Annotated in this window: 28 protein-coding genes; 13 read left to right on the forward strand and 15 right to left on the reverse strand. The window is 43.1% G+C overall.

Features of this window, described 5'->3' with window-relative positions:
- Window positions 1-31: 31 nt before the first annotated feature.
- From modA to modC, 3 genes are read left to right on the forward strand one after another with little or no spacing between them, the layout of a single operon-like run.
- Complete coding sequence (modA, locus tag M301_RS09465) at window positions 32-799, forward strand: molybdate ABC transporter substrate-binding protein (RefSeq protein WP_013148550.1); 768 nt, start codon at window positions 32-34, stop codon at window positions 797-799.
- A gap of 44 nt (window positions 800-843) precedes the next feature.
- Window positions 844-1,554, forward strand: coding sequence for a molybdate ABC transporter permease subunit (modB, locus tag M301_RS09470; protein ID WP_013148551.1), 711 nt, complete (start codon window positions 844-846; stop codon window positions 1,552-1,554).
- On the forward strand, window positions 1,547-2,191 hold the full coding sequence (modC, locus tag M301_RS09475) for a molybdenum ABC transporter ATP-binding protein (RefSeq protein ID WP_013148552.1): 645 nt from the start codon (window positions 1,547-1,549) through the stop codon (window positions 2,189-2,191). The genes modB and modC overlap by 8 nt, the downstream gene beginning before the upstream one ends.
- 10 nt (window positions 2,192-2,201) lie before the next feature.
- Here modC and M301_RS09480 read toward each other — a convergent pair whose 3' ends face one another.
- The 3 genes from M301_RS09480 to M301_RS09490 all read right to left on the reverse strand — a co-directional run bounded on the left by M301_RS09480 (window position 2,202) and on the right by M301_RS09490 (window position 5,267).
- On the reverse strand, window positions 2,202-3,434 hold the full coding sequence (locus M301_RS09480; protein ID WP_013148553.1) for a DNA polymerase Y family protein: 1,233 nt from the start codon (window positions 3,432-3,434) through the stop codon (window positions 2,202-2,204).
- A 123-nt stretch (window positions 3,435-3,557) separates the two neighbouring features.
- On the reverse strand, window positions 3,558-4,589 hold the full coding sequence (locus tag M301_RS09485; RefSeq protein WP_013148554.1) for an SdiA-regulated domain-containing protein: 1,032 nt from the start codon (window positions 4,587-4,589) through the stop codon (window positions 3,558-3,560).
- Window positions 4,590-4,595: 6 nt separating this feature from the next.
- Window positions 4,596-5,267, reverse strand: a complete 672-nt coding sequence (locus M301_RS09490; protein WP_013148555.1) for a lamin tail domain-containing protein — start codon at window positions 5,265-5,267, stop codon at window positions 4,596-4,598.
- Between the two features lie 263 nt (window positions 5,268-5,530).
- Here M301_RS09490 and msrA point away from each other — a divergent pair, with 263 nt between their 5' ends.
- Complete coding sequence (msrA, locus tag M301_RS09495) at window positions 5,531-6,070, forward strand: peptide-methionine (S)-S-oxide reductase MsrA (protein ID WP_013148556.1); 540 nt, start codon at window positions 5,531-5,533, stop codon at window positions 6,068-6,070.
- 33 nt (window positions 6,071-6,103) lie between these two features.
- On the opposite strand, the gene corA is transcribed toward msrA, so the two are convergent.
- The 7 genes from corA to M301_RS09530 all read right to left on the reverse strand — a co-directional run bounded on the left by corA (window position 6,104) and on the right by M301_RS09530 (window position 12,569).
- Window positions 6,104-7,204: a magnesium/cobalt transporter CorA gene (corA, locus tag M301_RS09500; protein ID WP_013148557.1), complete on the reverse strand. Its 1,101-nt coding sequence runs from the start codon at window positions 7,202-7,204 to the stop codon at window positions 6,104-6,106.
- Window positions 7,205-7,416: 212 nt separating this feature from the next.
- Window positions 7,417-7,908, reverse strand: a complete 492-nt coding sequence (locus M301_RS09505) for a Spy/CpxP family protein refolding chaperone (protein ID WP_013148558.1) — start codon at window positions 7,906-7,908, stop codon at window positions 7,417-7,419.
- A gap of 89 nt (window positions 7,909-7,997) precedes the next feature.
- The gene (locus tag M301_RS09510; RefSeq protein WP_041359436.1) at window positions 7,998-8,510 is read right to left on the reverse strand and encodes a fatty acid desaturase CarF family protein; all 513 of its coding nucleotides are present in this window, start codon (window positions 8,508-8,510) and stop codon (window positions 7,998-8,000) included.
- A 162-nt stretch (window positions 8,511-8,672) separates the two neighbouring features.
- Window positions 8,673-9,419 (reverse strand): helix-turn-helix domain-containing protein, encoded by a 747-nt coding sequence (locus tag M301_RS09515; RefSeq protein ID WP_013148560.1) that lies wholly within the window; start codon window positions 9,417-9,419, stop codon window positions 8,673-8,675.
- 9 nt (window positions 9,420-9,428) lie between these two features.
- A complete protein-coding gene (locus M301_RS09520) occupies window positions 9,429-9,992 on the reverse strand; it encodes a flavin reductase family protein (RefSeq protein ID WP_013148561.1) in 564 nt (187 codons plus the stop codon).
- 34 nt (window positions 9,993-10,026) lie between these two features.
- Window positions 10,027-10,800 (reverse strand): hypothetical protein, encoded by a 774-nt coding sequence (locus tag M301_RS09525; protein ID WP_148218595.1) that lies wholly within the window; start codon window positions 10,798-10,800, stop codon window positions 10,027-10,029.
- The gene (locus M301_RS09530) at window positions 10,788-12,569 is read right to left on the reverse strand and encodes a glutamine--tRNA ligase/YqeY domain fusion protein (RefSeq protein WP_013148563.1); all 1,782 of its coding nucleotides are present in this window, start codon (window positions 12,567-12,569) and stop codon (window positions 10,788-10,790) included. The genes M301_RS09525 and M301_RS09530 overlap by 13 nt, the downstream gene beginning before the upstream one ends.
- A 119-nt stretch (window positions 12,570-12,688) precedes the next feature.
- Here M301_RS09530 and M301_RS09535 point away from each other — a divergent pair, with 119 nt between their 5' ends.
- The 7 genes from M301_RS09535 (at window position 12,689) to M301_RS09565 (ending at window position 18,303) form a co-directional block, all read left to right on the forward strand.
- Window positions 12,689-13,663: a biotin--[acetyl-CoA-carboxylase] ligase gene (locus M301_RS09535; protein WP_013148564.1), complete on the forward strand. Its 975-nt coding sequence runs from the start codon at window positions 12,689-12,691 to the stop codon at window positions 13,661-13,663.
- Window position 13,664: 1 nt separating this feature from the next.
- Window positions 13,665-14,471 carry a type III pantothenate kinase gene (locus M301_RS09540; RefSeq protein ID WP_013148565.1) on the forward strand — a complete coding sequence of 269 codons (807 nt, stop codon included), beginning with the start codon at window positions 13,665-13,667 and terminating at the stop codon, window positions 14,469-14,471.
- On the forward strand, window positions 14,468-15,178 hold the full coding sequence (locus tag M301_RS09545; RefSeq protein ID WP_013148566.1) for an SPOR domain-containing protein: 711 nt from the start codon (window positions 14,468-14,470) through the stop codon (window positions 15,176-15,178). Before M301_RS09540 ends, M301_RS09545 begins: the two co-directional genes overlap by 4 nt.
- 178 nt (window positions 15,179-15,356) lie before the next feature.
- Complete coding sequence (gene surE / locus M301_RS09550; protein ID WP_013148567.1) at window positions 15,357-16,139, forward strand: 5'/3'-nucleotidase SurE; 783 nt, start codon at window positions 15,357-15,359, stop codon at window positions 16,137-16,139.
- Between the two features lie 41 nt (window positions 16,140-16,180).
- Window positions 16,181-16,813: a protein-L-isoaspartate(D-aspartate) O-methyltransferase gene (locus tag M301_RS09555; RefSeq protein ID WP_013148568.1), complete on the forward strand. Its 633-nt coding sequence runs from the start codon at window positions 16,181-16,183 to the stop codon at window positions 16,811-16,813.
- Between the two features lie 2 nt (window positions 16,814-16,815).
- Window positions 16,816-17,874 carry a peptidoglycan DD-metalloendopeptidase family protein gene (locus M301_RS09560; protein WP_013148569.1) on the forward strand — a complete coding sequence of 353 codons (1,059 nt, stop codon included), beginning with the start codon at window positions 16,816-16,818 and terminating at the stop codon, window positions 17,872-17,874.
- 54 nt (window positions 17,875-17,928) lie between these two features.
- Window positions 17,929-18,303: a hypothetical protein gene (locus tag M301_RS09565; protein ID WP_013148570.1), complete on the forward strand. Its 375-nt coding sequence runs from the start codon at window positions 17,929-17,931 to the stop codon at window positions 18,301-18,303.
- Window positions 18,304-18,375: 72 nt separating this feature from the next.
- On the opposite strand, the gene M301_RS09570 is transcribed toward M301_RS09565, so the two are convergent.
- From M301_RS09570 to M301_RS09590, 5 genes are all read right to left on the reverse strand, one after another.
- Window positions 18,376-18,747, reverse strand: coding sequence for a thioredoxin family protein (locus tag M301_RS09570; RefSeq protein ID WP_013148571.1), 372 nt, complete (start codon window positions 18,745-18,747; stop codon window positions 18,376-18,378).
- 165 nt (window positions 18,748-18,912) lie between these two features.
- Window positions 18,913-19,515 (reverse strand): nitroreductase family protein, encoded by a 603-nt coding sequence (locus tag M301_RS09575; RefSeq protein ID WP_013148572.1) that lies wholly within the window; start codon window positions 19,513-19,515, stop codon window positions 18,913-18,915.
- Between the two features lie 18 nt (window positions 19,516-19,533).
- Window positions 19,534-20,613 (reverse strand): alkene reductase, encoded by a 1,080-nt coding sequence (locus M301_RS09580; RefSeq protein WP_013148573.1) that lies wholly within the window; start codon window positions 20,611-20,613, stop codon window positions 19,534-19,536.
- Between the two features lie 67 nt (window positions 20,614-20,680).
- The gene (locus tag M301_RS09585) at window positions 20,681-21,301 is read right to left on the reverse strand and encodes a YceI family protein (protein WP_013148574.1); all 621 of its coding nucleotides are present in this window, start codon (window positions 21,299-21,301) and stop codon (window positions 20,681-20,683) included.
- A 90-nt stretch (window positions 21,302-21,391) separates the two neighbouring features.
- On the reverse strand, window positions 21,392-22,138 hold the full coding sequence (locus tag M301_RS09590) for a pirin family protein (protein WP_013148575.1): 747 nt from the start codon (window positions 22,136-22,138) through the stop codon (window positions 21,392-21,394).
- A 254-nt stretch (window positions 22,139-22,392) separates the two neighbouring features.
- Here M301_RS09590 and M301_RS09595 point away from each other — a divergent pair, with 254 nt between their 5' ends.
- Complete coding sequence (locus tag M301_RS09595; RefSeq protein ID WP_013148576.1) at window positions 22,393-23,295, forward strand: LysR family transcriptional regulator; 903 nt, start codon at window positions 22,393-22,395, stop codon at window positions 23,293-23,295.
- Window positions 23,296-23,546: 251 nt separating this feature from the next.
- Window positions 23,547-24,455, forward strand: a complete 909-nt coding sequence (locus M301_RS09600; protein WP_013148577.1) for an AAA family ATPase — start codon at window positions 23,547-23,549, stop codon at window positions 24,453-24,455.
- Window positions 24,456-24,468 lie beyond the last annotated feature (13 nt).

The following is a 24,468-nucleotide window of genomic DNA, read 5'->3' on the forward strand; positions in this document are numbered from 1 at the left end:
AAATCATCATCAATATTAATAGGTAACAATCATGATTAAAAATAGTTATATCAAGCTGATACTTAGCGCGATGCTCATGTTGATGAGCATCGCGTCAAATGCTCAGGATAAAGTCACAATATTTGCTGCAGCGAGCTTAACCAACGCTATCACAGACATCGCTGCTCAATATGAAAAAGAACAGGCTGTGCAAATTCAAACTTCATTTGCCTCGTCTTCTACATTAGCTAAACAAATTGAAAAAGGCGCACCCGCAGACATTTTCATTTCGGCTGATACCAAATGGATGAGTTATCTGCAAGATAAAACCTTGCTTAAAGCCGATAGTCGAGTGAACTTATTGGGCAATCAATTAGTGCTGATTGCGCCTAAAAATAAAGCTTTTAAGGTAGAGATGGACAAAAGTTTTAATATCGCAGGGGCTTTTAGTGGCAAATTATGTACTGGGGAATTAGAATCTGTGCCCGTTGGTATCTATGCGAAACAATCATTAAAAAATCTTAACTGGTGGGATACCGTTAAAATGCGTATTGTTGGCACGCAAGACGTACGGGCGGCTTTAGTGTTTGTTGAGCGCGGCGAGTGTGATGCAGGTATTGTTTATGCGACCGATGCCAAGGTATCAAACAAAGTTGAAGTTTTATCTGCGTTCCCTGATACGAGTCACGACTTAATTGTGTATCCTTTGGCGCTGGTAAAAACTGCAAGCCCAGCAGCTACAGGCTTTTATGATTATTTAAAATCCGAAAAAGCAAAGGCAATCTTTATCAAATATGGCTTCACTATTAATCTTCTTTAACCAACCTGCCTTGAGAATTTATATAAGAGTTTTAATAACCCTATATGCTAGATATATTAAGATTCACGCCATCTGAAATAAGCATATTAGCGCTGTCTTTGAAGGTGGCGCTATTTTGTGTCGTGCTGATTTTAGTGCCCGCAGTTGTAGTGGCTTGGGTGCTCGCCAGAAAATCATTCTTTGGTAAATCGTTGCTTGATAGTCTTGTGCATTTACCTTTAGTGCTACCGCCAGTGGTGCCGGGCTTCTTGCTTCTACTATTATTGGGTAACCAAGGTTTAATCGGCAAATACTTGCATAATATTTTTGGTATCAGCTTAGCCTTCACTTGGATGGGCGCGGTGGTCGCTTCTGCAGTCATGGCATTTCCACTAATGGTACGTTCAGCAAGATTAGCGATTTCACAAGTAGATAAAGGCTTGGAGATTGCAGCGCAATCTTTAGGCGCACATCCGCTAAAAGTATTTTTTACCATTACCTTACCCCTATCAATGCCAGGCATTATTACTGGCTTGATTCTGGCGTTTAGTCGCAGCTTGGGTGAGTTTGGTGCAACCATTACCTTTGTTGGTAATATTGAAAATGAAACACGTACACTGCCATTAGCTATATATAGCTATACGCAGATTCCCGATGGCGATTTGCCTGCGCTACGATTGGTTATATTGAGCATGGCACTGGCGCTGGGCGCATTGATGATCAGTGATAGGCTAGAACGCAAAGCCAATCAGAATATTGGCCGTCATCATGATTGAAGTTCAAGCGCGCCTTAAACGCAAAAACTTTGAGTTAGATGCCTCAGTGCAATTAAGCCAACGTGTCACGGCGATATATGGTCCCTCTGGCGCGGGTAAAAGCACATTACTCAGTATCATTGCAGGTATTACGCAACCCGATAGTGGTCGTATTGTGATTGATGGTGAATGTTTATTTGATAGCCAAGCACGCATCAATAAGCCGATTCATCAACGCAAAATTGGTTTGGTATTTCAAGAGGGGCGCTTATTTCCGCATCTCACCGTCGAACACAACTTAAGCTATGCCTTAAATTTCACGCCAGTACAAAACCAGCAATTCCAATTGAAGCAAATCGTTGCATTGCTAGAACTTGGACCTTTATTAAAGCAACGACCACATCAACTCTCTGGTGGCGAAAAACAACGTGTAGCCTTGGGACGCGCCCTACTCAGCTCGCCCAGATTATTAATGCTAGATGAGCCACTAGCCTCTTTAGATGACAGACTGAAAAATCAGATATTACCGTTCTTAAAATTAGTATCCACCGAAATTAATATCCCGATGATTTACATTAGCCACTCCAAAAAAGAAATTATGCAAATCACCGACAACTTAATTGATATTCAACATGGCAAAGTGAATTGTCATCTTTAGTAAAAGCTGTTTAGTCATCTCCGTCGCCCTCCACTACTAAATCTGGAATATGGTTGAAAGCAATACGCATAGGCGCATCTTTTAAGGCATCGTGCGCACCGCCAAAATAGATGGTGTTTTTACCAAACTTGAGATTCAGCGTATCTATCGCTCTATTGAGCTTTTTCTCATTCTCTAGCGGCTCGATTTGAAACAAATCACGCGCCACCTCATCTGCTGTCACTAGGCCAGAAAAAGATATACCAACCGCATAAGGTTCATTCTTAGTTTGTGGGTAATGCTGCAAAAAGGCTTCTAGTGCCTCAATCAAGCGCAAAGTATTATCGGTAGGTGAAATCGCGCTTTCTGGGCTCCAGCTTGGTTGATTCCGGAATTTCACTTTCACGCTGATTCTTGAAGCCAATAAATCATAACTCCGCATGCGCATACAGGCTTTTTGCAACAAACGATGCAACACAGCTTTGACACCTGCCGCATTGCGCTGTTCTGGCGGTATCACATGAGAATGCCCCAAACTACTGCGCGCATTTTTTACGTAATGGGGCTCTAAGCCGCGCAGTTTGTCATACATGCGCTCGCCTTCTATGCTGCCCCACGCAGACTGCAACTGTTGGCGATTTGCCGCATACAATTGCTCAACCGTAGTGATTTTAAAACGATTCAATCGCGCTTCCATCTGCTTGCCTATGCCGTTTAAAGCGCGCAATTTCAGGCCATACAAACGCTGTGGCAACTCATGTTGCTCAATCAACACACATCCATCAGGCTTTTGCATATTTGATGCCGTTTTTGCCAGAAACGTATTTGGCGCAATACCAATCGAACAACGGATAAAATCAAACTGCTTATTGATTTCACGCTTAATTTTAGCTGCGAGTTTAAGTGCGTTTTCAGGATGTTGCTGACTACCAGTGAGCTTGCAGACCATTTCATCAATCGAAAGCACTTTTTCTACATGGGTACAGCTTTCCACAATTTCGATAAGCTTGTGATGAAACGTCACATACACGGATGGTCGCGCTTCTACGAAAATCATCTCTGGGCATAGCTTTCGCGCCTCTTTTACCAAGGTTCCCGTTTTAATACCAAATGCTTTAGCTTCATAACTCGCGGCGATACAGCACGTGGTTTCTGCCATTACCGCTAGCACTCCAATTGGCTTGCCACGTAACTCAGGGCGCAGCTGTTGTTCTACCGAAGAAAAGTAAGAATTGAAATCTACGTATAACGCGTTTAAGGACATGGTTTATTAAACATTACAATCATCGCAAAATGATACGCTGATTTATAGGCCCTTAAAGAATAGTATTAAAAAAAACGGGAGCCTAAGCTCCCATTTTTAATACTCTCTCTAATACAAACGACTTTAAGCTTGTTTATTTTTACGACGAGCTACTGCGCCCATAATCCCCAATCCAAGCAAAAGCATGCCGTATGTTTCTGGCTCTGGCACTGGTGCGGTAGAGGTTAATACAATCAACTGTGACTTCTCACCAGCCAGTGCTGTTGCATCTTGCACTTGCTCAGCCACTAGATAGATCGTACCATTTTCATCAATAGTCACACCTTCAATGGCATTGTGCGGCAAGACAGTTGAAAGATCAAAGCTACTTAATATATTGCCCAAACGGTCAGTTTCAACAAGTTTTTTTGAGCCTAAACTCAGAAAAAGTAAATTATCAGCGCCTGATGTGCCCGAAAGCGCACTCACTGCTGATAGGGTTTGCACATCAGATAAACTTGATAAACCCAATAAAGCTGGATTAAACAAATTGGTCACCGTTGAAGTACCTCCGCCAGCTGGCGATGATCCATCACCAGAAGTGCTTGGTGGAATACCTGTTGCAGCAGCAAAAGTCAGGTTTCCAGAAAGAACATCCTCTGGAGATTGCTGTTTAATCGTCACAAAACTGCCATTACGTGAGTCATAACTAATACCTTCCATGCCATTGTTACCAACGGCAGTATTGCTCATCGACACGAAGTTGTTTTTTAGCGTAACCGTTCCGCCATTCACATAACTAAAGCTATAAGCGTCTTGCAAGCGCTCCTCGCCTACCACTAACTGACCATTACCCAAGTAGGTTAGGCCCTCAGTATCATGCTTGGTACTACCAGTGCCAGTCCAATCGAAGAAGTTATTGCCAAGCGTTGCGCCAGTTTTAGAAATCTCAATAACACCTGTTCCTTCATCTCCAACAAAGAAAAGCGAGTTGCGGTCTTGAGCATAAGTGATTGCAGAGCCTTCAAGACCAGAAATTGACCCACTAGCGCCACCTAAAATATCCAGTGCATATGTACCACTTACACTGTAATTAGCTAAATTGATGAAGCTTGCAGCCTGCGCAGAGACAGAAAAAGTAGCTGCAAGCGCAAAAATGACTTGTGATATTTTCATGATAAATTAGCCTTTACGTCTACGTGAAATAAAGCCCATTAAGCCAAGACCAACCAACAACATGGCGTAAGAGTCGGCCTCAGGCACGGCTGCAGCAATTTTGCCTGGTGAGCCGATTTCACTCACATCGTTTGACGCTACAAATGCACCGTTTACACCCACCACGCTTAAGGTAGAAATTGCAGCGTTGTTCAAGCCCGCAGCATTGTCAAAAGTTTGATACGGTGCAATCGCATCAGATGCAGCAAAGGTGACATTGGCTTGTAACACACCGCTAGCGTTATAAATATTCACAGCATCAGCTGAAGCGCTTAAACCAACACCAGAGCCTGTATAGCTACCAATTTGCAAACTTGCAGGTATATTTGTACCAAACCAAGTACTCAGAAAGCTAGCATTAGCAGCGTTCTCAGTAAAAATGACTGATTCACCAGCACCGATGCTGGTAATGCCTGTAAGACTAGTAGCTGAAGCGAACGAGTTAGAGTTATCATCCATTTTCCAGCCAGAGATGTTTACTGCAGAAGAGCCTGTGTTGGTAAGCTCAAACCAGTCAGTCGCATAAGGGGCATTACCACTACCCCAAGGTGCGACTTCAGTAATTAACACCGCGGCATTTGCCTGAACTGTGATTAAGGATAATATTGCTAACCCGATGAGTGATATTGGCTTTTGCATTTGCGATTCCTATAGTTTGAATGTTGAACGATTTGATAAACTTAATTTCAAAGTACATACAAACTACAGGTGAATTGTTACCGCTTAGAATTTAAAAAGTAGTCCAGTTAGACTACATCTGACTTATAGCTGGAATAATACAAGTAAGAGATATTTAGCAACCTTATGATTAGTGAGTGTTTGTTGAGCCAGTCAGTTTTGTAATAAGTTTTAACAACCAGTCAATCTTAACGAGATAAAAATAACTTTAAAGGTAACGCATCATGAGTAATGAACAAATTGCAATTTTCGCAGGCGGTTGTTTTTGGTGTACCGAGCCAGTTTTTAGCCAGCTAAAAGGCGTAAGTAAGGTTGAATCTGGCTACATTGGTGGGCACACAACCAACCCAACTTACAAAGCCATCTGCAATGGCGATACAGGCCATGCTGAAGGCATTAGAATTAGCTTTGATGCAGACGCGGTGAGCTTTGAAACTTTGCTGGAAGTGTTTTTAGTCAGCCACGATCCAACTACACCCAACCGTCAAGGCAATGATATAGGTACGCAGTATCGCTCAGCGGTGTTTTGCCAAAATCAGGCACAGCATGACGTTGTTACAAAAATGATTGCAGAGTTTAATGAAGCACAGATTTACGGCGCACCTATCGTCACGCAAATTAACGGCGCTGAGACTTTTTATCCAGCAGAAGATTATCATCAATATTACTTTGATAAAAATCCTGAAAACCCTTATTGCATGGCGGTTGCAGCACCTAAAGCGGCGAAAATTCGTGCCAAGTATGCAGCGCTGATTAAAGGTTAATCATTTCTCATCTCAAAAAATAGAGATGAGAAATTAGGACTTACTACTCAACCACTGCCTGCGCCAGAATATTAAAATCATCACTAGCGCAATGCCAGTCATAATGGCAAGGGCGTACCAAAAACCGTTGTCATGGTCAGTCCAAGGCATATGCCTAAAGTTCATGCCAAAAATACCTGCAATCAAGGTAGCGGGCATAAACAGCATGGCCACTACGGTTAAGGCGCGAAGTTCTAAGTTAACACGCTGACTCACACTTGCCATGTAGATATCCATCATGCCGCTCAAAGTGTCACGTATCGACTCTAGCGACTCAATAAAGTTAACAGTATGGTCATACACATCGCGCAAATACGGCATGGTGGCAGGCTTAAAAAAGCCTTTTTCATTGCGCGTTAAGCAGTTAATTACCTCACGCAATGGCCATACTGCGCGGCGCAATTCAATGCTGGAATGTTTGAGTTGGTGAATGCTGTGTAGCTCTGCATTCGTTGGGCTTTTAAAAAGCTGTTCCTCTAAAATTTCGCTCGCGTCGCTCACTTCTTCTAACACACTGAAATAGCGATCGACTATGCTATCCAACAAAGCATAGGCCAGATAATCCACGCCTAAATCTCGAATCGGCGCACGGGTTGCGCGCAAGCGCTCACGTATAGGCTCAAATGCACCAGTTGAGCGCTCTTGAAATGTCAGTAAAAAATTATGCCCTAACACCAAGCTAATTTGCTCTGAGCTAGTCGACATACTCTCTGCATGATAATAAAACAGCCGCGTTTCTAAAAATATATACTCGTCAAACTCATCAATTTTCGGACGTTGCTCAGTATTAAGAATGTCTTCAATCACTAAGGGATGCAAATGAAACAAGTCGCCCACTTGCTTAATCAACGCCGCATCATGTACGCCATGTATATTGAGCCAGACCTTCTTGGTGTCATCGCGTTTAAAGTTGGCGAGGTCATCAATCGATAACTCACATTCAACCAAACCACTAGCATCATAGATAATCTTACTGACTTTAGGTTTGGCTAAGTTTTTAGTATCGGCATTACCTACATAAACCAGCGCACCTGGCGGTAAGCCGATTTTACTTACTCGATGTTTTTTACGGCGGAGTAAACGAGGTTTTTTCATAATCTAGTGATGCTTTACAAATGAATATATCAAACCATTGTAATGCCAGCCTGCAATAAAATGTTAGCTTTACTCATCAAAAAATGGCAAAAAAAGCGCACCTAAAATAGCTAGGCGCGCGAAGGAGCAGCTTATTAAGGCTAGCTCAAGGGGATAGGTGTAAGATAAAGTACATCAGCTTAATATCAACAACTTTAAACCAACATTTGGTTTTACTTTCTTAATTCACTCACTTGTTCTGGTGTTAACAAAGCCAAAACTTGATATTCACGCTCGGCCTGCAATACGGCTAGCTTAGCGGTGCCATTGGCAATGCTATCCGCGGCAATGTTGGCAATCGTTTCATCGTAAGTTTTTGCTAGCGCCATATCACGCAGCAAGCCACGTGCATATTCAATAGTTTCAATATTTGAACTAATCACTGGCATTTGTTTATTTAGAATTTGCGAAAACACGCCACGTTGCTCTGCTGTAAGCGCTACGCCTTGCAAGAATGGAAAGCTAAACGCATCCACATCAACATTTTTAACGCTCAGTTTTTGCGGTAATGAAGTCGGCGCGGCTTTTACAGCGCTAGTTGTAGAACTTGGCGTTGCACTAAACGGAAATGAATCCGCCAATGCACTGTTAGATAAGCTCATACTCGCAACAGACATTAGTGCAGCGGTGAATAGAGACTTAACGTTCATTTGTTTGCTTTTCATGATGACTCCTCATTGATTAGGTCAACTTAAGCAGCGCTACTGACCTCTCGATATGCAAACCATTATAGAGAGCGACTCGTTAAATTACGTTAAGCTAAAGTAAAGCTGAGTAAATTTTCCAGCCCACGCCAAAAGCGTATCCTTTCTAAAAGCGGATTCAACATGTTTGTCATTACGCAATAATGCGTATTTTTCTCACCACTATGGTGTTTACCGTGCTGGCGCGGCCCTTGCAAGATATGCATCGTTTGCAACCATTTCACAATGGCATGTTTTTCTGAGTGATTTTGATGCGACCATTTATGGATTTGGTTGGCATTGGTAATCAACACTGAAAACAGCACAATTTCCCAGCTAAGAACGTTAAACCACCAAGCAGTTGCAATCAGCACCGCACAAGCTAAAACAATATCCCATGAACTTTGCCACCAATTCTTTTTAAGAAACTCGCGCGGGCGCGTGTGATGCAGTTGGTTATCTACTGCAATTTGGTGAATAAAACGCATGCCGGGCTTTGCGTACACATCTTCTAGCCAATGAATAAAACCAGAAACAAAGTCAGCCAGCAACGTAAGTAATATGGCCTTAATGGCAATAAGCATTTCAACACTCCAATTCAAAACTCAGTTAAATGAGGGAGATTGAAGCTTATTTAAAAGATACTTTAACCACAACGATGGCGAGTTAAAGTATTGAAATTTGATACCAAAAGGAGAGCTACACGATGCGCGCTCTGATGAAATAGGTAGTGAAGTGAGTTAAAGCTATTGGCTATCGCGTTTCTTAATCATCGACTCTAATAAACCATCACGCCACGGTCGCAGTGTGGTTGCCATACTAAAGCCTGTGCGTTGGCTCAACGGCAAACGTTGATCTTGATGTTTAAGTTCGTTAAATAACAAGCTTAAGCGATCTAAGTGTTTGGAAATCTCGTCGCGAGAAGCGTCAGATAGCATGCCAGACACGAAGTGCTGCTGACCGCCTGCGCTTTCAATATCGCCTTCCATAAAGTCTTTTTGTACGGTTTGGCTTAAAGCACGTTGAATCGGCCCATTTTTGCGCCATGAAAAATTAGGGGAAATCAGCAATCGAATACGGTTATTAGGCTCTAAATCAATCACCCTTAACTTATCTAACACCAGCAGATAATGCACCAAGTCCGCAGGATTAATGGTGTAGCGCGCCAGAATATTGTCAAACGCCCAACCATTCACCACCAAAAAAGCCACGCCTAGCAAACGCATGTCCGCCGCCGCGACTTTTTCTTGCTCTTCAGTTAGCTCACTAATCCGAGGTTTATCGCGGTTCATCATCTGCACCAGGTCAGATAAATCAATATTAATCAACGCGCAAATTTGCTCTAAACGCTGTAAAGACAAACTCTCTTCAGCAAAAATACGTTTAATGCTCGACTCACTCATTCCCAACTTATCCGCCAAGATTTTGTAAGTTACGTTATTAGCTTTAAGTGCTTTTTTAAGAGTAGCAATGAGGAGCGGTGTTTGCTGCATACTGGATGCCTAAGCCTGAATTGCCACGCCCGTAGCAAAAAATGCCCCACCAGCAATGTGATGTATGGTGCGCAGCTCATCATGCCCTTCAAAATGCCAATGACCATCTGAAAACACACGTTCATCAGCATGCGCCGCAACCACTTCAGCAATAAATAAATCATAAGTATTCTGATTATGCGGCTCGGGGATAAGCTTACATTCCAACCACGCCACGCAGCCTTTTAGCAAAGGCGCATCAATCTCAGTCGCAGAAAAAGTCTCTAAACCATACTCGGAAAATTTATCTGTTTCAACTAGATCACGCCCAGAAGTCGTACCCACTTTGCGCACAATATCCACCTGCGCCACACACGGCACATTAATAGCAAACGTAGTTGATGCCTCAATCAATTCGCGTGTATAAGCACTCTTATCAATCACCACTGTGATTTTAGGCGGGTCAAAATCCAATGCACAAGCCCACGCCGCTGCCATGATGTTTTGTTTACCGTTGTAGCGAGCAGAAACGAGGATGGTTGGACCATGGTTTAGGAGGCGGTAGGCTTTAGAAAGTTCTACATTTAAACGCATATAGGTAATGGTTGATTTAACTTGAGTAACTTATCTACAGACCCATTTCTTTCAATCCGCTTTCTAGATTGCTCTCTATCACCGTATTGATATCCGATTTAAACTCTGATAATAATTGGTCAGATAAATTATTTTTAATTTTTTCATCCCAAGATAATTGAGTTTTGCCAAATGCAGTAGATACACCCCGCACGTATTTTGCCGTTATGGGCTTAAGAGTTTTACCATCAAGCAAAACAATAGTAAACATTGCATAAGGTTTCATAAGTGGATCAACAAGCGGCAGCGTTCGATAATAAACACCATAGCCTTGCAAATATACGCTGGTCATCGCTATAGGATCTTCACCTCTCTGTTTATGCACCAAAAGCACCGCATCAACAGGAGTCTGCGCAAGCTTCATCTTAAGCTCAGGTGTGATGCGATCTATACTGGCATATTCACCCCAACTATCAGCGGGTTTATATATTTTAAATAACTCGGCTCGATCAAATGGAACCAAAACCATTTTAATTTCAGAGGAAGATTTTTTAAGTTCTTCTGTTGCAATACGTTCAATCTCAGCATCTAACTTCCAATCAGAAGTTTCACGTGTAAATTTATCGTTATTAAAGACAGTAAATCCAACTTTAGTAAACTCCAACTCATTACCCATGAGAGAGACTACTGCAATGTTATGCAAACTCGCTTTTTGCTCTGGTTTAATTGGCGCGGTAGTGCAACTTGCCAAAGCTAAAACTAACAAAAAAACAGGCGCTATCTTTTTCATTTTTAACTTTCTTATAAGATTTAAACTTACTTCTGCCAAGCATCCTTCAAAGTCACCGTTCTATTAAACACCGGCTTACCTGCCACGCTGTCTTTCTTATCTGCCACAAAGTATCCATGGCGCTCAAATTGGAAGCTGTCCTCGGCTTTAGCGTCTTTTAAGCTTGGTTCTAGTTGCGCGGTGATGACGGTGACTGAGTTTGGGTTAATGTCAGTTAAGAAATCTCTATCGCCTTCACCCGGATGCGCTTCTTTGAACAATCTATCGTACAAGCGCACTTCGCATTCGTAGGCGTGTTGAGCAGAAACCCAGTGAATATTGCCTTTTACTTTTACGCTGTCTGAGCCAGGTGTGCCTGATTTGGTATCTGGCAGGTATTCGCAATGCACTACAGTGACGTTGCCATCGGCATCTTTTTCACAACTTGTGCATTTCACTACGTAGCCGTAACGTAAGCGCACTAAACCATCAGGTACCAATCTAAAAAACCCTTTGCTTGGCACTTCCATAAAGTCTTCGCGTTCTATCCATAGTTCGCGGGTGAGCGGCACTACACGTTTGCCTAGCTCTGGTTTTAATGGATGGTTTGGTGCGAAGCAATCTTCTACTTGGTTCTCTGGGTAGTTATCGATCACCAATTTGATTGGGTCTAACACGGCAATGCGGCGCTCTGCGTTGATGTTGAGCACTTCGCGCATGCAGTCTTCAAAAGTTGAATAGTCAATCCATGAATCTGCTTTACTTACGCCAATGCGGTCGGTAAATAATTTAAAGCCTTCTGCCACGTAGCCGCGGCGACGCGCGCCTGCAAGCGTTGGCAGGCGTGGGTCGTCCCAACCGCTCACGTGTTTTTCTTCTACTAATTGAATGAGTTTGCGTTTTGACAGCACCACATACGTGAGATTTAAACGTGCAAATTCATATTGTTTTGGTAGCGGATGCGCTAGTAAGCCAGCCTCGGCAAGGCGCTCTAATAGCCAATCGTAGAATGGGCGTTGGTCTTCAAATTCGAGCGTACAGATAGAGTGCGTGACTTGCTCTAATGCATCTTCAATCGGGTGCGCAAAAGTGTACATCGGGTAGATGCACCATTTATCGCCAGTGTTGTGGTGATGCGCACGGCGCACACGGTAAATGGCTGGGTCGCGCAGGTTGATGTTTGGCGATGCCATGTCGATTTTAGAACGTAAAATCAAACTGCCATCAGCATGTTTGCCATCGCGCATCTCGCGGAATAGGGCAAGATTTTCCGCCACCGTGCGGTCGCGCCACGGTGAGTTTTTACCTGCTTCAGTCAGTGTACCGCGGTTAATGCGCATTTCTTCTGCGCTTTGGCTATCCACGTAAGCATGGCCGTTTTCAATCAGCGCTTCAGCGGCTCGGTACATAAAGTCAAAGTAGTTGCTGGCAAAATACAAACTAGACTCTTTGTTACCTTCTGGCCATGTTTTTTCCCAACCAAAACCTAGCCATTTAACAGAATCGGTGATGCTATCAACGTATTCTTGGCTTTCTTTTTCTGGGTTGGTGTCATCAAAACGCATGTGGCACACGCCGTTGTAATCACGCGCCAAACCAAAATTCAAAAAGATACTTTTGGCATGACCAATATGCAAATAACCATTTGGTTCTGGCGGGAAGCGTGTGCGAATCTTGGCTGGGTCTGGCTGACCTGTTGCTTGATGCGCCGCATCACCAGGGCTGCCCGCCCATTTGCGTGATGCGTAAACGCCTTGTTCAAGGTCTTTATCTACAATCGCTCGAATAAAATTAGAGCCTAAAGGAATGGGTGCTTTTTCTGATGACATGTTTTTAACTTAAAGTTTGAAGTCGAAATAATTATGCTTATTTTACACTGTTGAAGCGCGCCTTGCCTCAACTTGCTATAACTTACTTTAATTGAGCTTGTGCTAAACTTCTCACCGTTATGAACGAACTTACTTTCCCTATTTTAAGACTGCTCACCGATGGCAAATTTCACTCGGGTGAAACCATTGCGCAGCAATTAAAAGTCTCACGCGCCACGGTGTGGAATGCACTTCAGGACGCAGAAAAACTCGGCATTGAGATTTTTTCAGTGCGCGGACGCGGTTACAAACTACCACAGTCAGTCACGCTACTGGATGAACAAGCTATATTGAGCGCAATGGGACCACAAAGTTCTTTGCTTAAATTGGAGATTCACGACCATTTAGATTCGACCAATACCTATTTGATGAAGAAACTAAGCGCGGGGCAAGCGCACGCCAACTGCGTGGCTACCAACTTACAAACCAACGGCCGCGGCAGGCGTGGCCGCACTTGGCAAGCGGGCTTGGGCGCTAGTTTAACTTTTTCACTGTTATGGCGTTTTCAATGTGGTGCGGCAGGTTTGTCTGGCTTGAGTTTGGCGGTAGGTATTGCCTTAATTCGCGCTCTGCATCACTTTGGTGTAACGCAAGCGCAACTCAAATGGCCAAATGACGTGCTAATTGGCCGCGAAAAATTAGCAGGGATTTTGATTGAGTTGCAAGGTGATATGGAAGGCCCAAGCGTTGCGGTGATTGGTGTGGGCATTAACTTAAATCTGCCAGCAAGCATCAAACAACAGATAGACCAACCCGTCACCGATTTAGCTAACGTGACGCAAACACCCATCAACCCCAATTTGCTGCTTGGCGAATTATTGAAACATCTAACTGACGTTCTCAGCACTTTTGAACAACGCGGCTTTGCGAGCGTGCGCGATGAGTGGACGAGCTACCATGCCTATCATCAACAAGCAGTCAGAATGTTGCATCCCGATGGTCGCGAAACGACAGGTATTGTCGTTAACGTGGCTGAAGACGGTAATTTATTAGTGAATACAGCCGCTGGTGAGCAACGCTTTTCATCGGGCGAGATTAGTTTGCGAGCGTCATAAAATGGATTATTTATTAGCCATAGATGCAGGGAACACTCGCGTTAAGTGGGGCTTATTTGACGCGAATAGCACATTGCTCGTCAACGGCGCCTGCCTGAACGCTGAAATCGTGCACACAAAATTACCAGCTGCTGCACGCATCATCATTTCAAACGTGGCTGGTGAGTACATCAAAAAACAGCTTGAAGAAATACTGCCGAAACACATTCCTACCCACTGGATAACGGCAAAAGCCAGTGAATGCGCCGTAAACAGCCGTTATGATCAGCCAGAAAAACTTGGTACCGACCGCTGGGCAGCGCTAGTCGCGGCTTGGCATATAAAACAAGCACCTTGCGTGGTGGTGAATGCGGGTACCGCAGTGACTATAGATGCACTGGCAAACAATCACAATCAAGGTGAGTTTATCGGTGGAATGATTTTGCCGGGCATCCATTTAATGCAGAAAAGTTTAGGGGTGGCAGCTGCACAATTACCCAACATCCATAAAGAAAAATCAATACCATCCGTAATACACCAGTATCAAGATATTTTTGCCAAAAATACTGCCGATGCCATGCGCGCTGGTGCCATTAATGCTGCTTGTGGTGCAATCAAGCAAATGCATACTGCGCTTGCTGCACTCAACTCTGACGATAAACAAGCGCCCTATATTTTCATTAGCGGTGGCAACGCACAGCTCATCAAAGATAATCTTTTGAGTGACGTGACAAACCTTGCATTAATCGTAGATAATTTGGTCTTACGTGGCTTGTATCTGATAGACAATTGTGCGCCTGAAAACCTTACGAAAAGTGAAAAGCAATGAAAAAATTGGTTTGGTTATTAGTATTGATTAATGTAGGTTTACTGGCTTATTTTAATAAAGACGTTATCTTGCCAAGCGCGCCAAAGGCTGCATTGCTCGCCATACATCCTGAAAAAATCAGCATTGTGACCCAACAACAGATTGATGCTCTACCTAAAAAAGGCGTTGCAGCCACTGCACCAACCGTAGCGGCCATTACACCACCTAGTGTAGAAGTCACAGCAAGTACCAACCCAGCGTCTGCGCCGGCAACATGTTATGAATGGGGGGTATTTTCAGCTGCCAATTTGACTAACGCGCAAGCCGCTGTATCAAACCTATCGATACAAACCACAGTTAAAGAGCAATCTTCGTTAGAAGCTAAGCGTTTTTGGGTATATAAACAGCCACTAAAATCCGTTGAAGCTGCGCAGGCCAAAACACAAGAATTAAAAGCGCTAGGTATTCAAGATATGTATATTGTGCAAGATGCCAGATGGAAAAATGCCATCTCATTTGGCGTTTTTGAAGATGAGCAGCTCGCTACCAAATTACTAAATGAGCTTAGAGCCAAAGGCGTTAAAGATGTGGTGAAAGCCTTGCGCAACCAAGGTAAAGGGCACGCAAGCTTGCAACTTAACAAACTGACAGATACTGAAGTCATTGAGCTTAAAAAGCTAAAGCCTGAGTTTCCTGAAGCGGACCTTAAAGAAGTAACTTGCAGTTAACTGACTAAATACTAAAGATTTAGCAAAAAACTACACTTTAAAGTAAGGCTAATCCTCAATTACTCGCTACTTTTCCGGCATTTTCCGTTTTCAAGCATTTTTTAGTGTTGCCGCGTACTAAACAGCCCGTCTTACACTATAATTTGCATATGAAAACTCTTTTAGCGACAAGCTGCGCATGAAAATACTACTTTCCAACGACGACGGTTATTTTGCACCAGGTCTTAACATTCTAGCTGAGCACATCGCTAAGATTGCCGACATCACGGTAGTTGCCCCGGAGCGAAATCGAAGCGGCGCGAGTAACTCACTCACATTAGATAGGCCGCTAAGCGTTAAAAAAGCCGCAAATGGCTTTTTTTATGTCAATGGCACACCAACGGATTGTGTGCATATCGCCTTGACTGGCTTGATGGATACCATGCCTGACATGGTAATTAGCGGCATTAACGATGGCGCGAACATGGGCGATGATACGATATATTCAGGCACGGTTGCTGCTGCCATGGAAGGCTACTTACTTGGCATTCCATCGATTGCAATTTCAATGTCACAACACAATTCCACCTATTTTGAAACTGCAGCAAGAGTAGCCGTTGAGCTAGTAAAGCATTACCAAAAAGTCGGCTTTAAATCAGCCACATTGTTAAACGTGAACGTACCAGATATTCCGTATAACGAATTGCAAGGTCGCGTTGTTACACGCTTGGGCAAACGTCACAAGGCTGAATCAGTGATCAAACTCCAAACGCCTCGGAACGAAACAGTATATTGGGTGGGCGCAGCAGGCCAACCTAATGACGGCGGCGAAGGCACTGATTTTTACGCCGTGGCGAATAATCAAGTGTCACTCTCCCCTATTCATGTCGACTTGACCAAACACTCGCAACTGGCTGAAATCAAAGACTGGCTTGACCTCGATATTGGTGATGCAGAAAAGAATAACGCAGGAAAGAACTAATAGTGGCTCTCGCAAGACCTCCAACCCAGTCAGGCATAGGCATGACATCTCTGCGCACGCGTGACCGCATGTTGGTGCGTTTGCGCGAGCAAGGCATCAAAGATGAAGTTGTGCTTTCAGCCATTGGCAGCATTCCAAGACATATTTTTGTAGATGAAGCGTTATCAATTCGTGCATATGAAGACGTTTCGCTACCCATAGGCTTTGGCCAAACGATTTCTCAGCCTTATATCGTGGCGCGTATGTCAGAGATTCTACGTAACGGCAAACCACTGGATAAAGTATTGGAAATTGGCACTGGTTGCGGTTATCAAACCGCTGTGTTGTCCAAACTTGCTAAAGAAGTCTATTCCGTTGAACGAATTCGCCCCTTGGTAATGAAAGCGCGTGGACATCTGCGCGAACTCAAATGTGTGAATGTAAAGTTAGGCCATGCGGATGGCAATATAGGCATTGCAGAATATGCGCCATTTGATGGCATTATCGTCACCGCTGCTGCCAGCCACATGCCACAAGATTTATTGGATCAACTTGCTGTTGGCGGGCGTTTAGTGATTCCGGTGGGCACAGATGAACAAATTTTATATCTTGTAGAGCGGCACACTCAAAAAGATTACCGTCACACAAAACTCGAACCAGTAAAATTTGTGCCGCTACTAGGGGGCACATCATAACGATGCGCAACCCTTTATATTTAATCATCTTAGCGTTCCTTGCAGGCTGTAGCAGCACCCCTCCAGCACCAGTCATTGACCGCTTACCAACAAGCAAACCAAACGCAACTAGCGCTAGTAGTATCAGCAAAAAACCAAACAGACCCACTTACAAAACTGGTGATTGGCGACCTGATACTTACGTCGTGAAAAAAGGTGATACGCTATTTAGCATTGGTCTTGAGTATGGTTATTACTATAAAGATATTGCTCAGGCGAACAATATTAGCGCGCCATACAATATCAACGTTGGGCAAACGCTCAAATTTAGCGCGTTAAAAGACAAATCAATCATGGCTGAAACAAAGCCTGTGCCAACAACTACTAGCGACGGCGTTGAAATTACGCCTATCAATACTGACGCCAGTGCTAGCAGCACTACTACCACAAGCAAAGTAATTAAAGCGCCAATCATAGTCGCGCTTACCGAACCTAAAGCCATACGCGAACCTTACAGTGACGAGGCACTTAAAAAACCTTTACCTGTCGCTAAAACGATTGAAAAGACTGCTGAAAAAGGCAGCGAGAAGCCAGCTGATAAATCTGTAGCAACTGCGCCAACAGGCAAGCCTGTCGTCGCGTCTACATCTGACACCAAGCCAAGTGCAGAAGTAAAACCAAACGCTGATGTAAAACCAAGCGTTGATTCAAGCGAAGATATTGATTGGGCATGGCCAACTAAAGGTAAGGTTGTAGCTGACTTTAATGAGGCTAGCAATAAAGGGCTTGATATCGGTGGCAGCACAGGTCAGGCAATTACTGCAGCTGCTGCTGGCAAGGTGATTTATAGTGGTTCAGATTTACGCGGTTACGGTAAATTAGTCATTATTAAACATAATGCCAACTACTTATCGGTTTACGCGCACAATAGCCTAATACTGGTTAAAGAAGGTCAGCAAGTGAGCCGCGGTCAGAAAATTGCCGAAATGGGTAACACCGATAGTAATTCGGTAAAGTTACACTTTGAGATTCGCCGTCAGGGTAAATCGGTAGATCCAAGTAAGTACCTAGCTTCTAATTAACATTGATTGAGTTAAAATTCAGAGTGATAAGCTTTAAATATTAAGGAATGTGATATGGCCAAGCAGAAACCAAACGATAAGGTAGACCCAAATAAATACCTCAAAAATAAGGATATTGATCCTGAAAGCAAGTTGGGTGTTTTAGCTGCGATGGGGCGTATGGGCTTGATGCTGGTTGGTATTGTTGGGATTGCCATGGAGTTCTTTAAAGATGATGGTGTACTGAAAAAGATTCTGGGCAAGTTATTCGAATCCACCACGAGCATGATGATGATTCCAGTGATTATTTTTGTTTTGTGGCTGCTTAACCGCTGGATGAGTTCTGGAAGTAAATCCGAAACTAAGAAAAGTGGTGATGTGCCGATGTATGTGATGATGCTGATTGGCGCATATTATTTGTTCAGACTAATTACGACAGGTTCTTTTTAGCACACACTTTACAGCTAAAAAAAAGCGGCTTTAAGCCGCTTTTTTTATTTTACTTAGACTAACTGTTTACCACTAGTTAGCTTTTTGAGCTTCTTGTTCGTAATAAGCACGTACTTCTGTCATGTCAAAATCACGTGCCCATTGAATAATGGCATCTAACGCTGGCGCGCCGATTTCACCCACTTGCGCATGAATACCAGCTTGCTCGCGAATCACTAAAATACCTGGAATTTGATTCACTTCAAAATACTCGCCAATTTCAGGATCTGTTTCAGTATTGACCATACCAAATACAATATCAGGATGTTTTGCAGCAGCGGCTTCAAATGTTGGCGTAAACGCTACACATGGATCACACCATGGTGCCCAAAAATCTACAATAATAAAATTATTGTTTTCGATTGTTTCTTTAAAATTTTCTTTGTTGAGTGCAACAACCGCCATAACTAGATCCTAAATTTAATTGATTAATTTGATGATTTAAGTAACTTGTAAATAATTTGTAACTATCAGACTAGATTTTAGCAGACCTAGCAGGTTTAGTTAAGCCCAGTCGGTTGTAACTAAACCCAAAAATGATAGTTAATCAAGTATTTAAAGTTAGCTAACCTACTTATTAATAGGCTGACCCCAGCCATTGGCAAAAAATAATTCATTCAATGGGCGACGTGAGCGTGGCGCAGTTTCACGTGCTAGTGCTTCGCCAGTCACAGTTGCAATATCTGCAGCATAACCAACGCAAACCATGGCCATAGGCGTAAATTGCGCGGGAATACTGAATTTTTCACGTGTTAGATCCGCATTAAAACCACCCATTTGATGCGCCATCAAACCCATACTTGAAGCTTGTAAGCATAAGTTTTCGGCAGCTGCGCCAGTATCATATTGCGCCCAACGGTTAGGCTGCTGATTATGGTTAAACAAACTACCCGCACACACTAATAAAAGCACAGAAGCATCTTTGACCCAAGCTTGGTTACTTGGTGCTAAGCAGTCAAACGCTTGTTGCCAAGCTGCTGCATCTGTATTTTTATCCCACACAACAAAACGCCATGGTTGATCGCCAAAGCAAGATGGCGCCCAACGTGCCGCTTCAAGCAAGGCAATAATCTGCTCTGTGCTGACTGATTTTGCCGCATCGAAGGCACGACCGCTCCAACGGTTAGCTAGGGTTTTATCAATGTCGACTTGGGTGATTGCTGGATTGTGCATGAAGGTTTTTACTCCAAATTAGGCGTTTAAAAAAGGATAATCAGTGTAACCTTTTTCGCTTCCGCCATAAAAAGTATTTGAATCTGCTTCATTGAGTGCAGCATCCGTTTTATAGCGTAGCACTAGATCTGGATTAGCGATAAATGGCACACCGTAAGCAATCGCATCAGCTTGACCGTTAGCAATGGCAGCATTACCACGCACTTTGTCATAGCCTAGATTAGCTAAGTAAGCGCCTTTGAACAGTTGACGTAATGCCGCAAAATCAAACGGGTCTGCAACTCCACCGCCATGAACGCCGCCCTCAAGCACATGTAAATAAGCAAGATTAAATTGATTTAGAGCACCTGCAACATAGTTAAACAAGGCTTGAGGATTACTATCTTGCATATCATTGAACGGATTAACTGGCGAAATACGAATACCCACCTTGTCTGAGCCAGCAACGTCAACAACCGCTTTGGTGACTTCCATCAACAAGCGAGCACGATTCTCGAAGCTGCCGCCATAATTATCTGTACGTTTATTCGTACCATTACGTAAAAACTGGTCTAGCAAATAGCCATTGGCAGCATGTATTTCTACGCCATCAAAACCTGCAGCGAGTGAGCATTTAGCCGCGTGTACATAATCCGCAATGATTCCTGAAATCTCGCTGGCATCTAATGCGCGCGGCTCTACGTAATCCACCAAACCTTGATAAGTAAAGGCTTTACCTGCTGGTTTTATAGCGGATGGCGCAACAGGTAGCGCACCATTAGGTAATAAACTCGGGTGCGAAATTCTGCCTACATGCCATAATTGCAAGACGATTTTTCCGCCTTTAGCATGGACTGCATCAGTGACTTTTTTCCAACCTGCAACTTGCGCATCCGTATATATACCAGGCAAAGCTGGGTAACCATGCGCCATAGTTGATATCGGCGTAGCTTCGGTAATGATTAAGCCTGCTGTCGCGCGCTGTTCATAATATGCTACGTTGATTGCTTGCGGTACGCCGCCTTCACCTGCTCTGTTACGCGTTAGTGGCGCCATCACTATTCTATTTTCTAATGCAATTGAACCCAAACTGACCGGACTGAATAAATCTAATGCCATACATTTCTCCATATGATTGCTGTGAATGTGCGATATAAATTACGCGAAGGATATTACTTAAAAATGATTACTTGATGACGATTTCAGCGGGTTGTTTAACGCCCTCTATTAACAAAGTGACTTCAATGTCGTCGCCTACAGGCGCGTTCGCTTTGCTTGCCCAGCCAAAGCCATAGTCAGATGCTTTAATCAAGGTATGTGCTTCAAGACCCACTCGATAACCACCCCATGGATCCGAACCAAAGCCTAACACTTTAAACGGAAAAGATATTTCTTTAGTCACGCCGTGCATAGTGAAATTTCCAGTCAATACACCTTCAGTTACGGCACTGGCAGAAGAACTACTTACAGTCACTTTCGTACTCACAAAAGTCATTTGATTAAAGTTTTCTGCATCTAAATATTCTTTCTTTTTGATATTCTCATCTCGTTTAGCATGGCTAGAGCTGATACTAAGTACATTTATTTTCGCCATGACTGATGACTTAGCTAAATTTATTGAATCTATCATCAGCTTGCCAGTAACGTCGCTAAAAGTACCCGATGTTTTAGAGGCGACATGACGAATCGTCCAATTTGCAAAACTATGAGTATTGTCGATACGATAAGTATCAAGATCCGCCATGACTAAGCCAGGAACCATCATGGACACAAGTAAAGTTGATATTTTTAAGATGTATTTTTTCATGCTCACGCAACTCGGTTAATTAGTTTACAAAGCTATTTTTAACTTTACCAGTTTAGCGAAGTATGACAAACCCTTGCATGACTACGTTCACTACTGCTGCATAATATCTACAGAATGATGAATAGGCAGATCAAACAAAAGTATTTCCGATTGCGTTAATGCCTTAAACGTAAACTCCTTTGAGCCGTCCGCCATCAGCGCATCGCCCGCAGATAAATGCTGCCCGCAAATTTCAATCTCCCCCCTGGCAAGCTGAATATAAAGACTTCTGTGAGCGGGTAGCATGTAATCTAACGATTCATTCTCAGCCAGTAATGTGGCAAAAAGGGAAATGTCTTGTTGAATTTTAAGCGAATTCTCGCGGCCATCGTGCGAGACAATCAAACACCAGCGATTTTGCTTTTGAGCCTGAGTAAAATGTTGATCTTTATAGCCGGGTTCTAGTAGCTTACGTTCTGGAAATATCCAGATTTGTAACAAATGTACCGCCTCAGTTTCTGAGGCGTTCATTTCACTATGCACGATACCAGTACCCGCTGTCATGCATTGCACATCACCAGCTTTAATAACAGAAGTATTGCCAAGGCTGTCTACATGTCGCAATTCACCTTGCAACATATAAGTAATAATTTCCATGTTTTTATGCGGGTGCATGCCAAAACCCTGACCCGCCTCAAAAACATCTTCATTAATCACACGCAATACTGAGTAATGCATATGTGCAGGATCGTAATAACCAGTAAATGAAAATGAGTGGTAACTTTCTAACCAACCCTGATGAACATACCCTCTATCGCTAGATTTCCTTAATTTTGTTTTATTTAGGCTCGGTTTCACAATATTTCTTTCATGAAATTTGATTTTAATTAACTTTAGGCATCACTTATTTTTAATTTTTTCACTAAAAGAACACCAGACAAAATCCATACAAAGCCCACAAACAAGCCATTTGAGCGCAAATTAGTGTATATTTGTCAACTATAATTGAATTATCTTTAGTCTAATAGTGGTCATTACTGCATATTTTGTTCAAATAATTTGATTTAAATATAACTATTCAACTATTAGATTCAACTACTATAATAAGTACTATGACTATTAAAATCTCTTTAGAATCTTTAGAAGTACTAGACGCGATTGCAAGCAAGGGAAGCTTTGCTGCTGCGGCTGAGTCCTTATTCCGCGTACCATCTGCAATTACGTACACAGTGCGCAAGCTAGAACAAGATTTAGGTGTCGCAATATTTAACCGTAGTGGGCATAGAGCTGAGCTTACTGAAGCTGGCGCTGAGCTTTTGCGTGAAGGTCGTTATTTGCTCAATGCAGCAAGCGAGCTTGAATCGCACGTAAAACTGGTTGCCAGTGGGGTAGAAACTGAACTCACTATCGCCATCAGCGAGTTGTTTACTTTAGATGCGCTGTACAAGGTCATTGATGAGTTCTACTCACAAAATTTTGGTACGCGTCTAAAAGTAATACGTGAGGTTTACGGCGGAAGCTGGGATGCTTTAGTCTCTGGCCGCGCGGCGATTTCAGTTGGCGCTCCGGGTGAAGGTCCTCACGCGGGTAGTTATACAACTAAAGCCATCGGCATTTTGGAGTTTCATTATGCGGTTGCAGTCAATCATCCATTGGCGCAAATAGCAGAGCCATTACAAAATATAGACCTCAAACAATATCGAGCAATTTCTGCTTCAGATAGCTCGCGCAGTTTAGAGCCAAAAACTTCAGGTATTATTAATGGTCAGGAAGTGCTATCAGTACCTGACATGCAAGCTAAACTACAGGCGCAGCTTGCTGGTTTAGGTACTGGATATTTACCAAAAAGAATGGCTGAACGACATGTAGCCACTGGCGAGTTAGTGATAAAAGCGGTTGCTGAACCTAAACCAAAAATCACCAGCTATCTTGCGTGGCATAATAAAGGTGGTAAAGCTCAACAATGGTTGATTGAAAAATTAAAACAACTGACTTTAGATGATCTATTGATGTAAGAATTAATCGTCGAAGTCTTTATTGAAATTGTATTGGTAGTAAGCTTACCGTAAATTGATAATGACGCCACTGCAAGAAGCAACCATCGCTTATACATAAATCAGAATGTGTACGTGCTTCACTTTTATGTTGGATGTATTTTACGTGTTGGATAGATTGAATCAAAAACAACCATCTCCCTAAGCTTTAATTAAGCTTTATCTGTATCATCATGCTTTAAGTTCGTTAAATTCGTTTTTGAATGACACTCATGAAAAAAATCACAGATGCCATTATCGCCAAAACCAGCGAAGTCATTCTAGGTAAAGAGCAACAAATCAAACTCGCCCTAGCGTGTATCTTGGCTAGGGGGCATTTACTCATAGAAGATTTACCCGGTATGGGCAAAACCACATTGGCACACACGTTGGCGCAAGTGCTGGGCTTACAGTTTCAGCGCGTACAGTTTACTAGCGATTTATTACCTGCCGATGTACTAGGTGTTTCTGTATACGATAGAAATGCAGCCAGTTTCAAATTCCACCCCGGTCCAATATTTACCAACGTATTATTAGCCGATGAAATCAATCGTGCCACACCTAAAACGCAAAGCGCATTGCTTGAAGTAATGGAAGAGGCTCAAGTGACAATAGATGCCGTCACTTACACCCTGCCCCAACCTTTTTTTGTGATTGCAACACAAAACCCGAGTTCACAAATCGGCACTTTTGCATTACCAGAGTCGCAGCTTGACCGCTTTCTGATGCGTATTACCATTAACTACCCAGATGCAGCTTCTGAACGCAAACTATTACAAAGCAATGGTGGTCGTGAGCAACTAGCAAAACTAAGCCCAGTGATTGATGCCAAGCAGTTACAAACGCTACAAGCCGCATGTCACGACATTCACGTTTCGGATGCGTTACTTGACTACTTGCAAGCCATCTTGAAATACACACGTCAATCCGCACAATTCAATGCAGGTTTGTCGCCACGCGCAGGTTTGAGCTTAAAACAATGCGCGCAAGCATGGGCAATGTTGGATGGACGCGACCATGTGATTCCAGAGGATATTCAAGCCATATTACCGAGTGTGGCGGGTCACCGATTGGTCAGTAATAGCACATTGACAGGTAGCGTAAATAATATCGCCCAACTGCTAAAATCTGTCGCTGTTTAAGCCTTAGCCATCA

It is taken from the genome of Methylotenera versatilis 301, assembly GCF_000093025.1.
Taxonomy (GTDB): Bacteria; Pseudomonadota; Gammaproteobacteria; order Burkholderiales; family Methylophilaceae; genus Methylotenera; species Methylotenera versatilis.

Excerpts from the sequence above, each read along its gene's own strand:
- M301_RS09565 (WP_013148570.1), top strand. The coding sequence starts at position 17,929 with ATGGCCAAGCAGAAACCAAACGATAAGGTAGACCCAAATAAATACCTC.
- M301_RS09505 (WP_013148558.1), bottom strand. The coding sequence starts at position 7,908 with ATGAAAAGCAAACAAATGAACGTTAAGTCTCTATTCACCGCTGCACTA.
- M301_RS09570 (WP_013148571.1), bottom strand. The coding sequence starts at position 18,747 with ATGGCGGTTGTTGCACTCAACAAAGAAAATTTTAAAGAAACAATCGAA.
- corA (WP_013148557.1), bottom strand. The coding sequence starts at position 7,204 with ATGAAAAAACCTCGTTTACTCCGCCGTAAAAAACATCGAGTAAGTAAA.
- modA (WP_013148550.1), top strand. The coding sequence starts at position 32 with ATGATTAAAAATAGTTATATCAAGCTGATACTTAGCGCGATGCTCATG.
- M301_RS09600 (WP_013148577.1), top strand. The coding sequence starts at position 23,547 with ATGAAAAAAATCACAGATGCCATTATCGCCAAAACCAGCGAAGTCATT.
- modB (WP_013148551.1), top strand. The coding sequence starts at position 844 with ATGCTAGATATATTAAGATTCACGCCATCTGAAATAAGCATATTAGCG.
- M301_RS09560 (WP_013148569.1), top strand. The coding sequence starts at position 16,816 with ATGCGCAACCCTTTATATTTAATCATCTTAGCGTTCCTTGCAGGCTGT.
- M301_RS09585 (WP_013148574.1), bottom strand. The coding sequence starts at position 21,301 with ATGAAAAAATACATCTTAAAAATATCAACTTTACTTGTGTCCATGATG.
- modC (WP_013148552.1), top strand. The coding sequence starts at position 1,547 with ATGATTGAAGTTCAAGCGCGCCTTAAACGCAAAAACTTTGAGTTAGAT.
- M301_RS09485 (WP_013148554.1), bottom strand. The coding sequence starts at position 4,589 with ATGAAAATATCACAAGTCATTTTTGCGCTTGCAGCTACTTTTTCTGTC.
- M301_RS09530 (WP_013148563.1), bottom strand. The coding sequence starts at position 12,569 with ATGTCATCAGAAAAAGCACCCATTCCTTTAGGCTCTAATTTTATTCGA.
- surE (WP_013148567.1), top strand. The coding sequence starts at position 15,357 with ATGAAAATACTACTTTCCAACGACGACGGTTATTTTGCACCAGGTCTT.
- M301_RS09535 (WP_013148564.1), top strand. The coding sequence starts at position 12,689 with ATGAACGAACTTACTTTCCCTATTTTAAGACTGCTCACCGATGGCAAA.
- msrA (WP_013148556.1), top strand. The coding sequence starts at position 5,531 with ATGAGTAATGAACAAATTGCAATTTTCGCAGGCGGTTGTTTTTGGTGT.
- M301_RS09595 (WP_013148576.1), top strand. The coding sequence starts at position 22,393 with ATGACTATTAAAATCTCTTTAGAATCTTTAGAAGTACTAGACGCGATT.
- M301_RS09480 (WP_013148553.1), bottom strand. The coding sequence starts at position 3,434 with ATGTCCTTAAACGCGTTATACGTAGATTTCAATTCTTACTTTTCTTCG.
- M301_RS09555 (WP_013148568.1), top strand. The coding sequence starts at position 16,181 with ATGACATCTCTGCGCACGCGTGACCGCATGTTGGTGCGTTTGCGCGAG.
- M301_RS09575 (WP_013148572.1), bottom strand. The coding sequence starts at position 19,515 with ATGCACAATCCAGCAATCACCCAAGTCGACATTGATAAAACCCTAGCT.
- M301_RS09545 (WP_013148566.1), top strand. The coding sequence starts at position 14,468 with ATGAAAAAATTGGTTTGGTTATTAGTATTGATTAATGTAGGTTTACTG.
- M301_RS09515 (WP_013148560.1), bottom strand. The coding sequence starts at position 9,419 with ATGCAGCAAACACCGCTCCTCATTGCTACTCTTAAAAAAGCACTTAAA.
- M301_RS09490 (WP_013148555.1), bottom strand. The coding sequence starts at position 5,267 with ATGCAAAAGCCAATATCACTCATCGGGTTAGCAATATTATCCTTAATC.
- M301_RS09580 (WP_013148573.1), bottom strand. The coding sequence starts at position 20,613 with ATGGCATTAGATTTATTCAGTCCGGTCAGTTTGGGTTCAATTGCATTA.
- M301_RS09510 (WP_041359436.1), bottom strand. The coding sequence starts at position 8,510 with ATGCTTATTGCCATTAAGGCCATATTACTTACGTTGCTGGCTGACTTT.
- M301_RS09540 (WP_013148565.1), top strand. The coding sequence starts at position 13,665 with ATGGATTATTTATTAGCCATAGATGCAGGGAACACTCGCGTTAAGTGG.
- M301_RS09520 (WP_013148561.1), bottom strand. The coding sequence starts at position 9,992 with ATGCGTTTAAATGTAGAACTTTCTAAAGCCTACCGCCTCCTAAACCAT.